Origin of the sequence: Paenibacillus macerans, from assembly GCF_050565405.1 — a bacterium.
Classification (GTDB): domain Bacteria; phylum Bacillota; class Bacilli; order Paenibacillales; family Paenibacillaceae; genus Fontibacillus; species Fontibacillus macerans_B.
Map to the genome: position 1 here is coordinate 1 of NZ_JBNYYG010000038.1, position 19,011 is coordinate 19,011.

Annotated in this window: 20 protein-coding genes and 1 tRNA gene; 2 read left to right on the forward strand and 19 right to left on the reverse strand. The window is 48.6% G+C overall.

The window, feature by feature from the left end; genetic code table 11:
* Window positions 1–681 precede the first annotated feature (681 nt).
* The 8 genes from ACQ4N8_RS19335 to rpsF all read right to left on the reverse strand — a co-directional run bounded on the left by ACQ4N8_RS19335 (window position 682) and on the right by rpsF (window position 8,295).
* On the reverse strand, window positions 682–1,644 hold the full coding sequence (locus tag ACQ4N8_RS19335; protein WP_430705989.1) for an ABC transporter ATP-binding protein: 963 nt from the start codon (window positions 1,642–1,644) through the stop codon (window positions 682–684).
* Complete coding sequence (locus ACQ4N8_RS19340) at window positions 1,641–2,633, reverse strand: ABC transporter ATP-binding protein (RefSeq protein WP_430705990.1); 993 nt, start codon at window positions 2,631–2,633, stop codon at window positions 1,641–1,643. The genes ACQ4N8_RS19335 and ACQ4N8_RS19340 overlap by 4 nt, the downstream gene beginning before the upstream one ends.
* Window positions 2,634–2,662: 29 nt before the next feature.
* Window positions 2,663–3,586 (reverse strand): oligopeptide ABC transporter permease, encoded by a 924-nt coding sequence (opp4C, locus tag ACQ4N8_RS19345; protein ID WP_430705991.1) that lies wholly within the window; start codon window positions 3,584–3,586, stop codon window positions 2,663–2,665.
* An 11-nt stretch (window positions 3,587–3,597) separates the two neighbouring features.
* Window positions 3,598–4,560, reverse strand: a complete 963-nt coding sequence (locus ACQ4N8_RS19350) for an ABC transporter permease (protein WP_430705992.1) — start codon at window positions 4,558–4,560, stop codon at window positions 3,598–3,600.
* A gap of 82 nt (window positions 4,561–4,642) precedes the next feature.
* Window positions 4,643–6,412 carry an ABC transporter substrate-binding protein gene (locus ACQ4N8_RS19355; protein WP_430705993.1) on the reverse strand — a complete coding sequence of 590 codons (1,770 nt, stop codon included), beginning with the start codon at window positions 6,410–6,412 and terminating at the stop codon, window positions 4,643–4,645.
* A gap of 774 nt (window positions 6,413–7,186) precedes the next feature.
* Window positions 7,187–7,456, reverse strand: a complete 270-nt coding sequence (gene rpsR / locus ACQ4N8_RS19360) for a 30S ribosomal protein S18 (protein WP_018750422.1) — start codon at window positions 7,454–7,456, stop codon at window positions 7,187–7,189.
* A 21-nt stretch (window positions 7,457–7,477) separates the two neighbouring features.
* On the reverse strand, window positions 7,478–7,969 hold the full coding sequence (gene ssb, locus ACQ4N8_RS19365) for a single-stranded DNA-binding protein (protein WP_430705994.1): 492 nt from the start codon (window positions 7,967–7,969) through the stop codon (window positions 7,478–7,480).
* A gap of 41 nt (window positions 7,970–8,010) precedes the next feature.
* The gene (gene rpsF, locus ACQ4N8_RS19370) at window positions 8,011–8,295 is read right to left on the reverse strand and encodes a 30S ribosomal protein S6 (protein ID WP_430705995.1); all 285 of its coding nucleotides are present in this window, start codon (window positions 8,293–8,295) and stop codon (window positions 8,011–8,013) included.
* Window positions 8,296–8,556: 261 nt separating this feature from the next.
* Here rpsF and ACQ4N8_RS19375 point away from each other — a divergent pair, with 261 nt between their 5' ends.
* On the forward strand, window positions 8,557–8,754 hold the full coding sequence (locus ACQ4N8_RS19375; protein WP_430705996.1) for a YjzC family protein: 198 nt from the start codon (window positions 8,557–8,559) through the stop codon (window positions 8,752–8,754).
* A 389-nt stretch (window positions 8,755–9,143) separates the two neighbouring features.
* On the opposite strand, the gene ACQ4N8_RS19380 is transcribed toward ACQ4N8_RS19375, so the two are convergent.
* The 4 genes from ACQ4N8_RS19380 to ACQ4N8_RS19395 form a co-directional block, all read right to left on the reverse strand.
* A tRNA-Ser gene (locus ACQ4N8_RS19380) sits at window positions 9,144–9,234 on the reverse strand.
* A 69-nt stretch (window positions 9,235–9,303) separates the two neighbouring features.
* Window positions 9,304–9,546, reverse strand: coding sequence for a DUF951 domain-containing protein (locus tag ACQ4N8_RS19385; RefSeq protein ID WP_430705997.1), 243 nt, complete (start codon window positions 9,544–9,546; stop codon window positions 9,304–9,306).
* 114 nt (window positions 9,547–9,660) lie between these two features.
* Window positions 9,661–10,542: a mechanosensitive ion channel family protein gene (locus ACQ4N8_RS19390; protein WP_430705998.1), complete on the reverse strand. Its 882-nt coding sequence runs from the start codon at window positions 10,540–10,542 to the stop codon at window positions 9,661–9,663.
* A 23-nt stretch (window positions 10,543–10,565) separates the two neighbouring features.
* Window positions 10,566–10,799, reverse strand: coding sequence for a DUF3343 domain-containing protein (locus tag ACQ4N8_RS19395; RefSeq protein WP_430706029.1), 234 nt, complete (start codon window positions 10,797–10,799; stop codon window positions 10,566–10,568).
* Between the two features lie 149 nt (window positions 10,800–10,948).
* Here ACQ4N8_RS19395 and yyaC point away from each other — a divergent pair, with 149 nt between their 5' ends.
* Window positions 10,949–11,557, forward strand: coding sequence for a spore protease YyaC (yyaC, locus tag ACQ4N8_RS19400; RefSeq protein WP_430705999.1), 609 nt, complete (start codon window positions 10,949–10,951; stop codon window positions 11,555–11,557).
* On the opposite strand, the gene ACQ4N8_RS19405 is transcribed toward yyaC, so the two are convergent.
* From ACQ4N8_RS19405 to mnmG, 7 genes are all read right to left on the reverse strand, one after another.
* Window positions 11,529–12,029: a DUF4446 family protein gene (locus ACQ4N8_RS19405; RefSeq protein WP_430706000.1), complete on the reverse strand. Its 501-nt coding sequence runs from the start codon at window positions 12,027–12,029 to the stop codon at window positions 11,529–11,531. The genes yyaC and ACQ4N8_RS19405 overlap by 29 nt on opposite strands.
* A 28-nt stretch (window positions 12,030–12,057) precedes the next feature.
* Window positions 12,058–13,215 (reverse strand): aminotransferase class V-fold PLP-dependent enzyme, encoded by a 1,158-nt coding sequence (locus ACQ4N8_RS19410; RefSeq protein ID WP_430706001.1) that lies wholly within the window; start codon window positions 13,213–13,215, stop codon window positions 12,058–12,060.
* A gap of 134 nt (window positions 13,216–13,349) precedes the next feature.
* Window positions 13,350–14,189 carry a ParB/RepB/Spo0J family partition protein gene (locus ACQ4N8_RS19415; protein WP_430706002.1) on the reverse strand — a complete coding sequence of 280 codons (840 nt, stop codon included), beginning with the start codon at window positions 14,187–14,189 and terminating at the stop codon, window positions 13,350–13,352.
* On the reverse strand, window positions 14,182–14,943 hold the full coding sequence (locus tag ACQ4N8_RS19420) for a ParA family protein (RefSeq protein WP_430706003.1): 762 nt from the start codon (window positions 14,941–14,943) through the stop codon (window positions 14,182–14,184). The genes ACQ4N8_RS19415 and ACQ4N8_RS19420 overlap by 8 nt, the downstream gene beginning before the upstream one ends.
* 213 nt (window positions 14,944–15,156) lie before the next feature.
* Window positions 15,157–15,981, reverse strand: a complete 825-nt coding sequence (gene noc / locus ACQ4N8_RS19425) for a nucleoid occlusion protein (protein ID WP_430706004.1) — start codon at window positions 15,979–15,981, stop codon at window positions 15,157–15,159.
* Window positions 15,982–16,324: 343 nt separating this feature from the next.
* Window positions 16,325–17,047 (reverse strand): 16S rRNA (guanine(527)-N(7))-methyltransferase RsmG, encoded by a 723-nt coding sequence (rsmG, locus tag ACQ4N8_RS19430; protein WP_430706005.1) that lies wholly within the window; start codon window positions 17,045–17,047, stop codon window positions 16,325–16,327.
* A 3-nt stretch (window positions 17,048–17,050) separates the two neighbouring features.
* The gene (gene mnmG / locus ACQ4N8_RS19435; RefSeq protein WP_430706030.1) at window positions 17,051–18,937 is read right to left on the reverse strand and encodes a tRNA uridine-5-carboxymethylaminomethyl(34) synthesis enzyme MnmG; all 1,887 of its coding nucleotides are present in this window, start codon (window positions 18,935–18,937) and stop codon (window positions 17,051–17,053) included.
* Window positions 18,938–19,011 lie beyond the last annotated feature (74 nt).

A 19,011-nucleotide genomic window follows, 5' to 3' on the forward strand; every position in this document is an offset into this window, starting at 1 on the left:
ATCCGCTCCTATTCACGTATTACAGAGCAGTATTGACTACTTTCCTTTGATTCAGACTTTAAGCCACTAAGTATAGCGACGAAGCAATAATTGAAAATTCCTATAATGGAATATTCTATCAATAGAATACTGTAATTATACTTATTTGGCAATATATGAAAATAAAATGAGTGTCTTTTAATGGTGCAAGTTCTTGCCTTACTGTCGGGGGACAAAGACAAAGTCTTATAAGAACTTGCGCCTAGCACGGTTTTCTGTTTTAAGGGTCCGAGTTCTTGTCTTTTTCTACTTACTCGCAGTTTGCTATTGGTTTGCAGAACCCAACCATACTGCTAGAAAGTTTACGTCCAAAGTCGCAAACGGTATCATGGAAGCCATAAACGACCTTATTTAGAGTGCCAAACGACGAGCACGCGGCTATAGGTCGATTAAGAATCTGAGTACGATGATTTATTTGATCGCGGGCGGACTGAAGCTTAAAACGGTCGAAATCTAAAACACAAAAGAACCGTGATCAGACAATGGAATCGTATTCGGTGAGATGAGCGGGTTGCAGCCAAGAGCCATAACTATATTACCGATAATCATAAAAATATGTGAGCTACGTAATATCCGGTAATAGTAAACACTTCCTTTAAGTAGTTTTATTTGAATATTTAGAATAAACAATTGTTATTACCACTAAACCAAATGGCAAGCAACAAAATGACCTTGCCCCATGTTCCTATATTCCGGCACCTTCTGCTTGCAAATGTCCGAAGCGATAGGACAGCGAGTATGAAACTTGCATCCGGAAGGGGGATTCGCCGGGCTGGGAATGTCCCCTTGCAACACGATTCGCTCTCTTTTCAAAGTAGGATCCGGAATGGGAATCGCCGACATTAGCGCCTTTGTGTACGGATGCAGCGGATTTCGGAACAGCTCCTCTTTGCCGGCCAACTCGACCATAGAGCCTAGATACATTACCCCGACGCGGTTGCATAGATGCTCTACCACGCTGAGATCATGCGAGATAAATAAATAGGTGATTTGTTTTTCCTTTCGCAAATCACTTAATAAATTGATAATTTGGGCCTGGATCGAAACGTCGAGTGCCGAGACCGGCTCGTCTGCTACGATAAAGTCCGGGTCCATGATCAAGGCGCGCGCAATGCCGATGCGCTGCCGTTGCCCGCCGGAGAACTCATGCGGATACCGCTCATAGTGGTATTTCGCCAACCCGCAAATTTCCATGGTTTCAATGACCCGCTTCTTGACTTCCTGGCGGTCGGTCAGCCCATGATCGAACAAGGCTTCCCCGATGGCATCGCCCACCTTGATTCGCGGATTCAGCGAACTGAACGGATCCTGGAAGACGATTTGCATCTTGGGTCTTAATTTGCGCAGTTCCTCTTTGGATAGTTCGTATATTTCTTGGCCGCGATATTTCACCCGTCCGCTGGTCTTATCATTGAGCCGTAACAATGTCCGGCCGATCGTGCTTTTGCCGCATCCGGATTCGCCGACGAGGCCGAAGGACTCACCGCGTTCGATATGGAACGAAACGTCGTCCACCGCTTTCACATGTCCCACGGTTCGTTGAAAAACGCCGCCGGTGATGGGGAAATATTTCTTTAGCTGCTCCACCTCGATTAAAGCGCTCATAAGGCTTCCCTCACTTCTTCCTCATATAACCAGCAAGCGGTCTTGTGCATTTTATCCCCATGGTCTCTAAAAGGAGGAGACTGCTGTTTGCAAATTTCCATGCAAAACTCGCATCGATCATGAAAATGGCAATTATTCCCGAGCTCGATCGGATTAGGGACCTGACCCGGAATGGAATACAATTTCTCTTGGTTTTGCCCTAACACCGGTTTTGCTTTCAGCAGCCCCTTCGTGTAGGGATGCTGAGGATCTTTAAACAACTCCAGGACAGGGGCTTCTTCGATGACCTTGCCGGCATACATAACGACTACGTAATCGGCCATTTCCGCGACAACGCCAAGGTCATGCGTAATCAGCATGATGGCGGTCCCCAATTTCTGTTTGATTTCCCTCATCAGGTCCAGGATTTGGGCCTGAATCGTCACATCCAGTGCCGTCGTCGGCTCATCCGCGATCAGCAACTTTGGATTGCAGCTTAAAGCGATGGCGATCATAATGCGTTGCCGCATCCCTCCGCTCAATTCGTGCGGATAGGCATCAAAAATTTGCTCCGCCCGAGGGATGCCGACGAGATTGATCAGTTCGATCGCCCTTTTTTTCGCTTCTTTTCGATCCAACAGCAAGTGCATCGCTAACGGTTCCGTGATTTGATCCCCAATCGTAAGTACCGGATTTAACGAGGACATCGGCTCTTGGAAAATGATGGAGATCTCCTTGCCCCGAATGCGTCCCATCTCGCGTTTGCTTAATTTCAATAAGTCCTTGTCTTGGTACATGATTTCGCCACCGGCGATCACCCCATGCGGTCCTTCCACCAATCGCATCAACGACATTGCAGTCACGCTTTTCCCGCAGCCGGATTCTCCTACAACTCCCACCGTTTCCCCCTCGCGAATGGAAAAGCTAACGTTATCGACGGCTTTGACAACGCCTGCCGAAGTATGGAAATGGGTCTCCAGATTACGGAATTGCACAAGATCTTTAGCCATACTCGCATCTCCTTATCTTGCGTTTGGATCTATCTCTTCATCTTAGGGTCTAGGGCATCGCGCAACCCGTCGCCGATTAGATTAATCGCCACTGTCGTAATCAAAATGCACATGCCTGGCGGTATCCACAGCCAAGGCCGTTTACGAAAATCGATCAGGTTGTTGGCATCGGCGATCAAGTTGCCCCAGGATGGCGTTGGCGGCACGACCCCCAATCCAAGGAAGCTCATGGACGACTCGTAAAGAATCGCACCGGCTACGCTTAGAGTGGCAGTAACGATGATAATCGGGATCGTATTGGGCAACAGGTGACGGAAGATCTTCCGGCGATCCTTCAGGCCAAGGGCCTCCGTGGCCAACATAAACTCCTGCTCCCGCAGCGTTAAGATCTGCCCTCGCACCAACCGGGCCAGCGATGTCCAACTCAAAAGACCAATGATAAACATTAAATAATAAATCCTCGAAGACGGAGGAACTTTCAAATCGGACATGACCGCTCCCAAAATAATCAGGATCGGCAAAGTGGGCAACGACATGAATATATCGGTAATTCGCATGATAGTCGTGTCTACGCTCTTGCGATAAAATCCAGCCAAGGCACCGAGTATGCCCCCGATAATTACCGTAACCCCAGTAGCGACAATACCGACCAGAAGCGATATTCTGCCGGCAAGCATCACCCGCAGCAAAATATCGCGGCCCAATTTATCCGTCCCCAGCCAATGACGAGACGAGGGTGCCAAGTTTTTATCCGCTAAAGAATAGTCGTAGAGGTTGTAAGGTGAAAATAACGGTCCAATAAAACAGATTAAAAACATAAGGGCCAAGATAACCAGTCCGCCCACAGCCAGCCTATTGCGACCGAAACGCCGCACCGCCATTCGCCAAGGCGACTCCGATACCACGGCCGATGCTGGTGCTTTTGGGGTCATTGCAGCTACTTCAGTGGCCATTCGATCTCCTCCTATTTCAAGCGAATTCGCGGATCGGCCAAACCATAAAGGACGTCCGACAGTAAATTTCCAAGCAAGGTCAGTACAGCTAAAAATATGGTAAAGCCAAGCATAAACGGATAATCCCGGATGCTAATGGCATTCAGATAAATGTGTCCGATACCGGGCCAAACAAATATTTGTTCGGTGATCATCGCGCCGCCGAATAATGCCGGCAGTTCAAAACCCATCAACGTAATAGCCGGAATCATCGCGTTTCGCAAAGCATGTTTGAATATGACCTTTCTTTCCTTCAGGCCTTTGGCGCGTGCGGTGCGAATATAGTCCTGACGGATGACTTCGAGCATGCTAGTACGAAAATAGCGTGTTAAGCTCCCCGTACTCAACATGGTCAGCACCAATATGGGAAGAAAACTATGCTTCACGACATCCATGATATGTTCCAGCCCCATGGCCTTCGATCCGGCGGTAACCATCCCGCCAACCGGGAACCAGCCTAGCGATAATGAGAATAATCGAATCAGAAGTAGCCCGAGAAAAAATGATGGCAAGGACATGCATATAAATACGATTAAGGTGATGACTTTATCGAAGAATGAATATTGGAATTTGGCCGAAAACACCCCTGTGAATACGGCGATGGTCCAGCTCAAAATCAATGTGGCGAACGCGATGATAACAGAGTTCCATACATAGTCGTTTACGACTTCCATGACTGGCTTTTTATGTTGGAAAGAGTCGCCCATGTCACCAACCAACATATTTTTAGCCCAGGTAAAGTACCGTAGATACTCTGGCTGATCCAGGCCATAAATAGCTCTTAACTGAGCAGCCCTCTCTTCCGTCATGTTCGGATTGTTCAAAGCTGTAATATAATCACCCGGAACCAAAGCCGAGATTGCATACACGATTATAGAAATACCGATCAGCGTGGGGATCATTTGTAAAAGTCTTCGGACAATATACGTTCTCATCGTATTTCCCCCTGGTTAATGGATGCAGGTGTACCCGGATCAACTCGCCGGGTACACCTGACTTTGTTTGCATTAGCTCATCTTATTGCGCAATTTGCACTTGGTACAAGCTGAATGGAAAGTCCTTATACGGGGAGACGTCAAATCCGTCGAGGCGACCATTGATCGCCAGCATGTTTTTTCTTTGGTACATCAGAATGACCGGTACGTCTTTGTTCATTTCTTGGTACATTTCTTTATAGATTTGTTTCCGTTCTTCGATATCGAGCGTTTTCTTGCCTTTGGCCATCAATTCATCGACTTTAGGGTTCGAATAACCATAGTCGTTTTGGGATCCGTCCGTGATATATACCGTATTATCCGGATCAGGCGTCAACCCCCAAGCCGCAAAGTACATATCAAAATCTCCCGTGTTCGATTTGTCCATAATTGCGTTAAAGTCTAGCGTCTCAGCAACGATTTCGATCCCCAATTCCTTATAGTTTTGCGTCATGATCGGCAGCAAGGCGTCTACTACCGGATTATCCGCAGTCGCGGAGAAGTTGATTTTAAAGATCTCGCCGTCCTTCTCGCGTAACCCTTTGCTGTTCAATTTCCAGCCGGCTTCATCCAGCATTTGTTTTGCTTTTTCCAGATCAAAATCATACGTTTCGATATTTTCTGTCGTATAGGCCCAGGACACGGTGGATTCCGGGATATTAATGACGTCCGCGTACGGTCCGTAGATCCCTTCTACGATCTCTTTACGGTTTAACCCGTATACCAAAGCTTGGCGCACCTTGACATCCTGGAATTTCGGCAATTTGTGGTTAAAGGCGATGTAGCCGTAACCGTTGTTCGGAAGTAAGCTAATATCAAGGAAGCCCAGCTCTTTCAACGCATCTACGTTATCTACCGATACCGACATGCCATCCTGCATATCAGTTTCCCCTTGTTGGAGCATCGGTAAGTTTGTCGTATCCGTGGTTGTTTTAAATATCAGGTTCTTCACTTTTGGCGCGCCGCGGAAATAAGTTTCATTCGCTTCAAACACGACTTCTTGCCCCGGGCTGTACTTAACCAACTTGTATTGCCCGCTGCCCAACGGTTTATCGTTCAATTTCTTCACGCCGTCCAACTTGCCTTGAGTATAATCCTTTCCATAATAACTCTCTGGAAGAATATAAACCCCGCCAAGCTCAACGGGAGTTAGTGCCGTATATTCAGTCAAACTGACTTCCACGGTTTGGTCGTCAATGATTTTCACGCCGGAGATTTCTTTCGCCTTGCCTTCGTTGTATTCCTTGGCTCCTACGATATTCCAGCTAAGCGGGTCGGACTGGCCATCGTAGCTTGCGTCCATGTACAACTTAAGCGTAAAATAATAGTCCTTGACGGTCATCGGCGTTCCATCGCTGAACGTGACGCCCGGTTTTAAGTGGTACGTATACTTCAGTCCGTCTTCGGATACATCGACTTTGTCGGCCAGGCTGTTCGTGTACGTTCCGTCGGGTTTGACCTCAATAAATGAATCAAATAATGTATAATTTACGTAAAAGTCATAAGCAGTCTCCATAAATAGAGGGTTGAATACCCCCTTGGGGTCCGTCATCCCAATGATCATCGCATCCGTACGGCTTGTGGCTGCCGGCGGATTCAACGACATGTCGGCCGCTTCAATATAACCGTCCGTCGGTTCCGCATCCGTTGGAGTTGCCGGATCTTCCCCTGTCGGCTCCTCCGTAGTCGCATTGTTTTCCGTATTGTTTGTCGTCGTCGGCTCCGCTGCGTTATTCCCTCCTCCAGAGCAAGCGCTGATTACCAGAGAGAACACTAGCACTAAAGCCATAAACCCCCACCATGTTTTTCTCATTTTTTACTCCTCCTCATGATTAATCGTCCACTTATCGCGCATTGAAATTCTGCAGACCTCTAGAAGCAAAAACGAAACAACATTTCTTTCAAGCTCTTCTTGGGAGTTTATATGTAGACTTAAAATGAAAACCAATACGTCTACCCCTTTTATCTTCTTGTCTATCGCCCCCAATAATGTGCTGCAATCGATAATTGCAGTTTTCTCTGTCATCCTGTTTTTCCCTTTAGCGATACACGAAATGATGCGGTCATGCGGATTAGCCGAAGTCTCATGAACCAACTGGCTGAGGTAGAATTACGCGGTGAAGTAAGGCAAATTTCACTGCAAAGGTATAACGCGTCAAAGCTGTAGTATAAACCAGTGGTTAAATAAGAACTTACGTCAATCCTTAGCTGAAAGGGGAAATAATAACATTTGAATTATTGTCATAATACATGTGAAAATATCTCACGTCAATATCTTTTTTAATCGATTGTTGGTTCCTTTTTTACCCTTTATTACTAATATTTTAGAGGGTTTAAGATTATGTGATCGCTTACATGAAATTGTGCGTTATGTTTCTTTACCTCTATTTAACGTCATGTGTAATCATTTTTTGACATTTTTCTATAAAAGCTGACATCATTCGAGTTTGTCAATCTGGAAAAATATCTCTATTTGTCGGTCCCTGCGCAGATTCGTCAATGCCAGTCATCCCTTAAATGCTCTCCGCCGCAGAACAAAAAACAGCCGGACCCATAGGATCCGGCTGTCGTTTCAGCGTGATGCTGCTTATTCCGTTGTGTAAGGAAGCAATGCGATTTGACGGGAGCGTTTGATGGCAATCGTCAAAAGGCGTTGGTATTTCGCGCTGGTGCCTGTGACACGACGAGGCAAAATTTTGCCGCGTTCGCTGATGAATTTCTTCAGCAGCTCGGTATCTTTATAATCAATGTGAGTAATTTTGTTCACAGTGAAGAAGCACACTTTACGACGTTTGTTGCGGCCGCCGCGGCGAGCCGGTCTTTTGTCGTCTCCGCCTTCTCTTTGTTTGAAGCTCATGCTTTTCAGTCCTTTCCGTAATTAAAATGGCAAATCGTCATCCGAAATATCGATCGGTTTCCCGTCGTCGGAGAAAGGATCATCTTGATTGCCGCGTGAGAAGTTGCCGCTGCGGTTGCCGTTACCGTTGCTTCCGCCGCCGCCTCCGAATGGAGCTTCTTCCCGCGCACCGCCGCCACCTGCACCGCCTTCGCGGTTCGATTCCAAGAAGCGGACATTATCGGCGATAACTTCGGTCACGTACACACGTTTACCTTCGTTATTTTCGTAATTCCGAACTTGGATACGTCCTTCCACAGCAGTTAACCGGCCTTTACGCAAATAGTTCGCGCAAGTTTCGGCAAGCTGTCTCCAGGTTACGACCGGAATGAAATCCGCTTCGCGTTCTCCCCCCTGCGAGGTAAACGGTCTGTCCACGGCAAGCGTAAACTGGGTCACCGCTACGCCGGCTGGCGTATAACGCAGCTCAGGATCCCGGGTAAGACGTCCGATAAGAATGACACGGTTCAACAATCAAATCCCCTCCTTCGGGCAAATGGTTACTCAAACTTGAATTAGGCTACGTCTTTCGTAATGAGATAACGGATAACCTCGTCGGAAATCTTCAAAATTCGCTCAAGCTCGGCTACGACTTCAGGCGTTGCCGTGAAATTCACGAGTACGTAAATTCCATCACGAATCTTGTTAATCTCATACGCAAGCCGGCGTTTGCCCATCACGTCATGTTTGGAAATTTCTCCGCCGTTTTGGATGATGCCTTGGAATTTTTCGACTGTAGCTTGAACAGCTTCTTGTTCAACGTCAGGACGAATAATGTACATCACTTCATATTTGCGCATCTGATTCACCTCCTCTTGGACTATGGCCCCCAATACGCGAGCGTTTGGGAGCAAGGAGCGAGCGTAAACTCGCACCATAATAATATACCAAATTGGCCAACCGCCTGCAAGTGTAAAACATTTCTCCTTGGGAGCCGCTGTCCGATTCAGTACGATGCGAGCTCCCTCCATTACATGAAATGGTCCCGATCCGCGCACAATAGGAACGTCATTCTGACCAAATAGCCGTATCCATCTTGTTACGGAAAGGGAGGGTTTTCCATGGGTGAACAAACGGAATTCGAAGAAGGCATGCGCGCACCAAACCCCGGGGTTTATGTAGAGGTGGGCGAGGCCCGCAGCTTCCATACGCAAATTCAGAATCCGAAGCGGATTACGCTGAATAAGGGCGACAAGTTCCCTGAAACATCAAACAAAGACCGGAAGTGGAAAAAGGAAGAAAAAGCGCGGGTTCACTAAGCGGACTCCCTAATAAATTTTTCCAATTCGCCATTCGTGAATAAAAACCCGGGGCCTGCACATAATACACTCAGACGGCGTGCAAGAGAGGTGTGGTTCCGTTGGTCCGATTAGAGGTATCATCGAGAAACAAACCGCAAGGAGATCTTGTTCACGACTTGTAGAAGCGTCAGATCACGGATTTAGCGAAGACCCCTCTTCCTGATTCGTGCTTGCTTAGGCAGATATCGAAATGTTTCTTCAGCAGTGAGAAAAGAATTCCAAAAATCAGTACGCCGTCAACCAGAAGAGGACCCTTACGGGTCCTCTTCATTTTGGCCAGACATTAAGAACAACAAAAAACTCCTACGTCGTACGTAGAAGTTTGCGTTTTATTTATGATAAGTAAATGGCGGAGAGGGTGGGATTCGAACCCACGCACGCCTTGCGACGCCTAGTTGATTTCGAGTCAACCCCCTTGGGCCTCTTGGGTACCTCTCCACAGCAAGAATGATTGTATCATGAATCCATTCTTAATGCAATAGCGTATCCCTTAATCCCATAAATTACTTATTCTACAGAGGTTTTCGGCCCGCTCTCATCCGTTCTCTCCGCCCCATCTGCTGCGGATCTGAGTACTTTACGCATGTTTTTTTCGAACTTCGCACGGGGTACCAAGACACTGTGCTTGCACCCAACGCATCTGATGCGGATGTCCATGCCCATGCGGATGATCTCCATCTCGTTGCTGCCGCAGGGATGATTTTTCTTCATTTGTACGATATCACCGAGTTGAAATGACTTCCGCTCCATGACTTTTTCTCCCTTCATTATGGCAGCTTTAATCTTACCCTTCAGTACCTAAGCCTGTTAGCGGCTTAGCAGGGCCCGTTGGCAAGCCCTGCTCCCCTCCTACTCGTCCTAGGCTTAGATCTCTCCAGCTTGCCGCAAAGCCGTCTCAGCCGCCTCTAGCGCTTCCTTGGCATAGGTCTGGATCTGCCGTTCTACGTCAGCCCGGATTGCCGGCGGACACTCGACCGCGATCCGGACGACGTAATCGCTGGCCGAGAGCGACTGAATCCCTAACACGCTGGGTACCTGAGGAATCTGCTCTTCATTTTCTTTCAACCGCTCCATGGCGCGCTTCAAGAGGTCTATGCTCTCCTCCAGCTTCCGGGAGTTGCTGAACGTAAGATCGACCACCGCTAGCGCGGTCCCGACCGAAAAATTCGTGACATTCGTGATCATGCCGTTCGGAACGATATGTACCTCCCCCGTCCAGCTGACCAGCCGAGTCGAACGCAGGCCGATGATTTCCACCGTTCCTTTAAGATTACCGGTTTGGATGACGTCCCCTACGGCAAATTGATCCTCCAGGATAATAAAGAAGCCGGTGATCACGTCTTTAACCAGGCTTTGAGCGCCAAAGCCGATGGCCAACCCTAATACTCCCGCTCCGGCAAGCAGCGGTGCAAGCTCAAAACCCAGCTCGCCAAGCACTAACATTACCATAATGAAATTGCTTGTGATCGAGGTGATGTTCTTCAGCAGCTCGGCCACGGTCACCAACCGGCGGGGATTCATTTGCAGCCGGCTTTTCTCTCGTTTCTGCAGTGAACGATCGATCACCCGGTAAATAAGCTTGACGAACAGCCGGGTCAGCAAAAAAAAGATGATGATTTTGATTCCTGCCATAAAGAATTTGGACCACATATCCATATCTGTAAACCAATTCCAAATATTATCTCTCCAGCTATTCACTGTTTTGGCGGCATCCATCACGATATCCGATTCTGTCGCCTTCAGCATATCTATCATTCCTTTTCATGTATTTACAGCTTGATGCTATCATAGCCTATCCCCCGGCGCGAGTAAATCCCTCGAATCTCTACCGATTCGGAGGCGATGATGTCCTTCACCACAGGCAACGATTCGTGCGGAAAGCGAATGGACAAGGCGCACCCCGCGGTTATTTCCTTTGGCGTGGGAAACAGATCGATCTCCACTTCGGCATACTCCAGCAGCATCTCCGCCCGCAGCGCCTGCTGCGTCGAATCGAATGCCATGACGAGCCACTCTTCCTCCACTTTTGCTCCCCCCTTTTTCCGGATGAGTCTTTAGTACGAGTATATAATGAGCGTTTCTTCCATATACTATCTACTAAATCTATGGACCGCAAGCGATCGAAGTTTATATCTAAGGAAAGGAAGATTCCATGTCACAGATTCAACCGACGATTCCAGGACAAGAAATTCCTTATTTGAAAATCCCCCATACGGAGCCGGGCATCCATTCAGCTATTATCCATCGGTTGCTTCTGCATTTCGGTCAGGTTTCGCCCGGCCAGGATATTGTCATTATTTGCATCGGAACGGACCGTTCAACGGGAGACTGCCTGGGTCCGCTTGTCGGTACTTCCCTGGCCAAGTATAACAGCCCGCATTTTTACCTTTACGGTACGTTGGAAGAACCCGTCCATGCTATGAATTTAAAAGAAACGCTGGTGCAAATCAATCAATCCTTCGTCAACCCCTTTATCATCAGTATCGATGCCTGCTTGGGCCAAACGGCCAGCGTAGGTTCGATTCAAGTCGTGCAAGGTCCTCTACGCCCCGGAGCCGGGGTAAATAAAGAATTGCCGCCGGTCGGCGATATCCATCTTACGGGTATCGTCAATGTCGGCGGCTTCATGGAATACTTCGTATTGCAAAACACGCGTCTTAGTCTTGTCATGCGGCTTTCGGAGATCATCTCCAGCAGTTTGTATACCGCCATCAAAGAATGGAACCGGGGATTTATTTCTCTAGCCCGGCGAGAGCAATAGCCTCCCGTTCCTCGGGGGAGAGCGCATGCGGCGACTCTCCATGCTCCAGCCCTTTGGCATAAACGAAAGATCCGTCCCGGTTATATAAACCGGTGATGACTACGCCATCCTGATGGTCGTTAACGAAGGCGATCGAGAAGCTTAGATCATTGCCTTTTTCGCCGAACGCATTATAGCGCTTAATGCCGATTTTGGCTTTTTGCTTCGGCAGCCGTTTCTGGATGTCCGTGAGTTGCCGTTCTTGCTCCTCCTGGGTATCTTCAATTTTGCCTTGCTGCATCTTTAAGTCGATGAGCAGGCTTTCCAAATCGGAAACGCCGGTACCCTGCATCATCAGCTCGTATCTTTTTCTCATGTTACGCAGCTTGCCGCCTTGAACCAGGTTCCAGATCAGCAGCCAAAGGATCAATAAGGCCATGCCTCCGACAACCCATACCAATTGATCAAAGATGAGATCATTCCATTCCCGCATGCTAACGTCTACTCCCCTATGCCTGAAATCAGTTTATTATTTTGGTTAATGCATCAATCAGCTCTTGAATCTCCTTATCGGTCGTACCATAGCCTACGCTGGCGCGAACCGCCCCGCCTTCCAGCGTACCTGCCGTGCGATGGCCTAGAGGGGTGCAATGGTAACCGGCACGAACAGCAATGCCGTACTCTCTGTCCAATACAAATGCGATTTCGGAAGCATCGCGTCCATCGACCGTAAAGGAAACGATGCCTGTCCTAGGTTTCCCTAGCGCGGGCCCCAGAACGTTCACTCCCGGAATGCATTGAATTTCATCCATCAAACTTTGCGCAAGCTGCCACTCATGACGGTAGATCCGGTCGACTCCCTGTTCCAATACATAGGCCACGCCGGCACCCAGCCCGGCGATCCCCGGTGTATTAGCCGTCCCGGCTTCATACCGGTCCGGTCTTACGGCCGGCTGCTCCGCTTCTTCCGACTGGCTTCCCGTTCCACCCTGGAGCAACGGCTCCAAATCAATCTCGGGACGAATGTACAACCCGCCTGTGCCCTGCGGTCCGAGAAGTCCCTTATGCCCGGGGAAAGCCAACAAATCAATCCCCATCTCCTGAACGTCAAGCGGATAGCAGCCTGCCGTTTGAGCTGCATCAACCAACAAGATAGCCCCATGCTCATGAGCTAGTTGACTTAAAGGTTCCACAGGCAAAATACAACCGAGCAAATTGGAACTATGCGAACATACAAGTAAACGTGTGTTGGGGCGAAAAAGTTTCTTCACCTGGCCCAGATTTATGTTGCCATCACGGTCTACCTCGGCATAATCGACTTGGATTCCGATTGTCCGTTTCAGAAACTCCAACGGCCTTCTTACGGAGTTATGTTCAATCGTCGTGGCGATCACATGGTCCCCCGGCTTCAAACAACCTTTAATGGCCAAGTTTAGGGACGAGGTCGCATTCGAGGTAAATGCAATATCATTAGGGTTCGGGACATGAAACAGCTTGGCAAGCTGGACCCGAGTTTTATACAGCACCCTACCCGCGTGCAGCGCCATCCCGTGATTCCCGCGCCCTGCATTGGCAGCTGGTCCGTTTAGTATTTCCAACATAACTTCTCCTACCCTAGGAGGTTTTGGCCAAGACGTGGCTGCATGATCCAGGTAGATGACCGGCTTTGTTTCCCGCATTGTATTATCCTCCCCGGGTAATTTCCAGCATTTTCATTCAATAGGTCAATCAGACCAAGAATGACATACCCCTCTCTCTGCGATGGCCGTTCATATGACGGCTTATTCAGAAAGTTGGATATGTCATTATTCCGCTAGTTCAACATATCAAGCAATCTTTGCAAATCCTGTTGACTGTAGTAGTTAATTTCGATTTTACCCTTGTCCTTGTTAGCCTTAATCTTAACGGTCGTCTTATATCTTTCCCGCAAGTTCTCTTCAACCTCTTCAATATAAGGATCCCGCTTTTTACCGGCGTTTTTGGGTTTCTCTTGGTTCTTGCGATCCAACTGCTGCAACGCATCCTCCAAATCACGAACGCTCCAATCATGATCGATGCATTGTTTAGCCAACTGCTTGATCGTTGCCGAATCTTTCAATCCTACCAAAGCCCTGGCATGTCCCATCGACAATGTTCCACGTGAAACATATTCTTTTACTTCCTCCGGCAAGGACAATAACCGTAAAAAGTTAGCAATATGAGAACGCGATTTGCCCACCTTCATGGAAAGCTCTTCCTGCGTCAATTGGAACTGATCCATTAAGCCTTGGTATGCCACGGCTACTTCCATCGCATTCAGGTTTTCCCGTTGCAGATTTTCTATGAGCGCAATCTCCATAACCTGCTGATCGGAAAAACTTCTGACTACTGCAGGGATCGTTGCATTTCCGCAAAATTGCGATGCCCGGAAACGGCGTTCCCCGGCGATAATTTCATACCCCTTCAGAACACTGCGTACGATAATCGGTTGGATAACCCCATGCTGCCGAATTGACTCAGCCAATTCCCGTATCGCCTCTTCATCAAACGTCTTGCGCGGTTGATACGGATTGGCACGAAGCTGACTGAGAGGAATTTCAATGACCTTGTCATCGTCCTGTATGGAGAGCGAAGGAATCAGGGCATCCAATCCTTTACCCAATCGTTTACTCATAAGAGACCACTTCCTTTGCCAACTCTAAATAAACTTCCGCACCCTTTGAGCGAGGATCGTAAGTAATGATCGATTGACCGTGGGATGGGGCTTCACTAAGCCGAACATTCCGCGGAATGACCGTCTTGTACACCTTCTGTTGGAAATACTTTTTAACCTCTTCAATGACCTGAATTCCTAAATTCGTTCGGGCGTCAAACATTGTAAGCAACACCCCTTCGATTTGAAGCGATGTATTCAAATGCTTTTGGACCAGCCGTACCGTATTTAAGAGTTGGCTTAATCCTTCCAAAGCGTAATATTCGCATTGAATCGGGATTAGCACAGAATCGGCAGCGGTCAGCGAATTAATCGTAAGAATGCCGAGCGAAGGCGGACAGTCGATCAGGATATAATCGTACAAATGACGAATAGGCTGAAGCGATTTCTTCAATCTTACCTCACGGGAAATAGTCGGTACTAACTCGATTTCCGCCCCGGCCAACTGAATGGTTGCCGGAATAATATGCAGATTTTCGACTTCCGTATGTGCGATGGCATCCTTTGGATTAACCTCGTTGATCAACACATCGTAAATGCAATTCGCCACATCCGCCTTATTAATGCCAACGCCGCTCGTGGTATTGCCCTGCGGGTCAATATCGATGAGCAACACTCTTTTGCCGATTGCAGCAAGTCCCGCTCCCAAGTTAACGGAAGTCGTCGTTTTGCCGACGCCCCCTTTTTGGTTAGCTATGGCTATGATTTTAGACAATCCAGTTCACCTCAATATAATAGAAGAATCTCTTTGTAGATAATCTTGTTCTGAAATCTGAGCTGCAGCTACAAAAAGACCAAAAACGCTCCGCGGTTAGTACCTGCCGGCTGATTCCGTTGTAACGAGCTGTTTGCATAATTGGACGAATGCCCATTTTCCGAAAAATAAGCTGACCTGATAAACCTCGCGGTTAGGGTCAGCGAGCATGTTCTATGAACGTTTAGGAATCTGGATCACAATTTCGTAATGATCCTCATGATCTTTCTCTTCCGTCTTGATTTGCAGTCCGGAGCCTGAAACCATGTCGATCGACTGACGTATCGTATTAAGCGCCAAGCGAACATCCTTCGTAAAGGAAATCCGTTTGGATGAGGCTTTCTTATTTTGGGACACCTCTTTATAAAAAGCGATACGTGCCTCTGTCTGTTTCACATTAAGTTCTTTGCTGACAATTTCTTCGAGCACCTTCAACTGCAGCTCTTCCGAATCCAGAGACAACAAAGCCCGCGCATGACGCTCTGTAATTTTCCGTTCCATCAGCGCATTCTTAACGACTTCCGGAAGTTGGAGCAACCTGATTTTGTTCGCGATCGTGGATTGGCTCTTCCCTAACCGCTGCGCCAGGCTTTCTTGGGTCAACTGGTGCAAATCAATCAGGTTTTGATAAGCCAAAGCTTCTTCGATCGATGTCAGGCCTTCCCGCTGCAGATTCTCAATCAAAGCAATGGAGGCAGCCTGGGAATCGTTGAAATCCCGCAATATTGCCGGTATCGATTCTAAGCCAAGTTTCTTTACCGCCCGCCAGCGACGTTCTCCGGCAATAATCTCATACTTCTCATTCCGGAACCGCACGACAATCGGTTGAATCACCCCATGCGTACGAATCGTTTGGCACAGTTCATCAATCTTCTCGTCGTCAAAAATCGTCCGGGGCTGGTAAGGACTGCCGACAATTTCCCCCACCGGAATTTGTCTTACTTCATCTCCGCCGCTTCGTTCGGTTAACCCAAACAATTTAGAAAATTGTTCTTTCATTCCGTCAATTACCACCTAGTTTCATAGTGACATAAGACCAAGCCTTACGAGTACATCCCTCAGGGATGAAACTGCATAAATAACGAAGTACAATTGTCCATTAGGTCGGTTGATCTCTCATATGGGCGTAATTCAGCCACTACTAGGTTGAAATCCCCTCTTATGGACCCGATATATCTATTCTACCACTTTTTCCTCTATAATCCTATTCTCTTCTTTAGAGAAGTTGAGAAATGAACAGAAAGAAAAAACGCCTTTCGGCGTTTTCATAGTTAACTATGATTCTGGTGTCGTCACTCTATGTTTCACGTGGAACATTTTACTAGGGACTAACCCGTTTTTGTTATATTAAAGGCGCTTTGACCGGAGTTCCCGCCTTGCGCGGGTACTTCTTCGGCGTAGTTCCCGTTTTGTTGATGATCACCAGATGGCGTTCCGAATTCTCCATCGGCAACGAGAACTCCGGCGTACTTACCCATTTCCCTTTGAGCTCGGACAAGCTGCGGGACGCTTCCTTCACCTCATCTTGAGGATTGCTTCCTTTCATGGCCACAAATCTTCCACCGGTCTTGGCAAAAGGCAAACAAAATTCATTCAGCACCGCCAGCCGGGCTACGGCCCGGGCGGTAACCAAATCAAATGAATCGCGGAGCCCCTCTTGCCGGCCCAGATCCTCCGCACGACCATGAAGAAGCCGAACATTTTGCAAACCAAGCTCATCGACCACATGCTGCAAGAAGTGAATCCGCTTATTCAATGAATCGATAATCGTTAACTTCAAATGTGGATAACAAATTTTTAAAGGAATCCCCGGAAAGCCGGCGCCGGAACCAATATCCGCCATCGAAGCGACCTCGACCATCGGGATATGGAAAGCCAAGCTAATTGAATCGTAAAAATGCTTGATATATACCTGTTCCCGATCGGTGATCCCGGTCAGGTTCATTTTTTCGTTCCAGGAAACCAATTCTTCGTAATAACGTTCAAACTGAGCGAATTGCTCTTCCGTAACCTCTATCCCATGACCTTGCAGCAGTGTATGAAATTCGGCTTGTATCAAATCCACGGTTTACCCTCCTGCGGCGGTGACCCGGTTATAATGTTCCAGATACACGAGCAAAATGGAAATATCCGCGGGAGTAACCCCGGAAATCCGCGAAGCTTGGCCAATAGAGATCGGGCGGATTTTCGCCAGCTTTTGGCGAGCTTCGATGGCTAACCCTTGAATATCCTCGTACTTGATATTGTCCGGGATCTTTTTCTTTTCCATTTTCTGTAACTTTTCAACATGCAGCAGCTGTTTCTCGATATATCCGGCATATTTGATTTGAATTTCTACCTGCTCCTGCATCTCTTCGTCCAATTCGACATCGGACGGGGAAATCGAGCTGATCAGTGCATAAGCGACTTCCGGCCGCCGCAAAATAGTCAGCAGGTTGCTGCCGTCTTGAATCGGCGCCGAGCCGATCGATTCGAGCAGCGGGTTGATCTCCGACGGACGTACCTTCGCCAATTTCAAGCGTTCGATTTCTTGCTCCACTTTTTGCTTCTTATCCAAAAACCGCGCATAGCACTCCTCGGAAATCAACCCGATTTCATGGCCGATCGGCGTCAGCCGCAAATCCGCATTGTCATGGCGCAGCAGCAACCGATATTCGGCGCGGGAGGTCAGCAGGCGATACGGTTCATTGGTCCCTTTGGTCACCAGATCATCGATCAGCACGCCGATATACCCTTCCGAACGGTCCAAAATCACCGGTTCCTTACCCTGTACCTTGCGGGCCGCGTTGATGCCGGCCATGATGCCTTGTCCCGCCGCCTCCTCGTACCCGGATGTCCCGTTGATTTGCCCCGCCGTGAACAAGCCCGGCAACCGTTTCGTCTCCAGGGACGGCCAGAGCTGCGTAGGTACCACTGCGTCATACTCGATCGCATAACCGGTACGCATCATTTGTACGTTTTGCAGCCCCGGAATCGAGCGCAGCATTTTCAGCTGGACTTCTTCCGGCATGCTGGTCGAGAAGCCTTGCACATAATACTCCGACGTATTTTTGCCTTCCGGCTCCAGGAAAATCTGATGCTTCGGCTTATCGCTGAAACGCACGACTTTGTCCTCGATGGACGGACAGTATCTAGGTCCTGTCCCTTCAATGACGCCGGAGAACATCGGGGCCCGGTGCAAGTTATCCGTAATGATCCGATGCGTATCTTCCGACGTGTACGTCAGCCAGCAAGGGAGCTGCTCATTATCCGATTCCTTCGTCTCGTAAGAGAAGAACTTCGGCTTCTCGTCGCCCGGCTGAATTTCCGTTTGCGAGAAGTCAATCGTGTCCTTGTGTACGCGCGGCGGCGTACCGGTTTTAAAGCGAACCAGCTCAAAACCGAGCTCCTTCAGGTTTTGCGACAGGCGCACCGAAGGCTGTTGGTTGTTCGGACCGCTTTCGTACATCAGCTCGCCCATGATGATTTTCCCGCGCAAATACGTACCCGTGGTTAGCACCACCGCTTGGGCCCGGTATTCCGCGCCCGTCTTGGTGATCACGCCGACGCACTGGCCGTCCTCGACGATCAGCTCTTCGACCATGCCCTGCAGCATCGTCAAATTCCGCTCTTTCTCCATCGTTTCCTTCATCGTATGCTGGTACGAAAATTTATCCGCCTGCGCCCGCAGCGCATGCACGGCCGGGCCTTTCCCGGTGTTCAACATCCGCATTTGGATGAACGTTTTATCGATATTGCGGCCCATCTCGCCGCCCAGGGCGTCAACCTCGCGCACCACATGCCCTTTTGCCGGACCTCCGATTGAAGGATTGCAAGGCATAAATGCGACCATATCCAGGTTGATCGTGACCATCAGCGTTCGGCAGCCCATCCGCGCAGCAGCCAAAGCCGCCTCGCAGCCCGCATGCCCCGCGCCGACTACGATCACCTCAAAGCTTCCGGCATCGTAACTCATCATGAATAACCTCCTTTACCCCGCAGAAAAAAGAAATCTATCCGTATCATCATACCATGAACGAACCCGGCTGA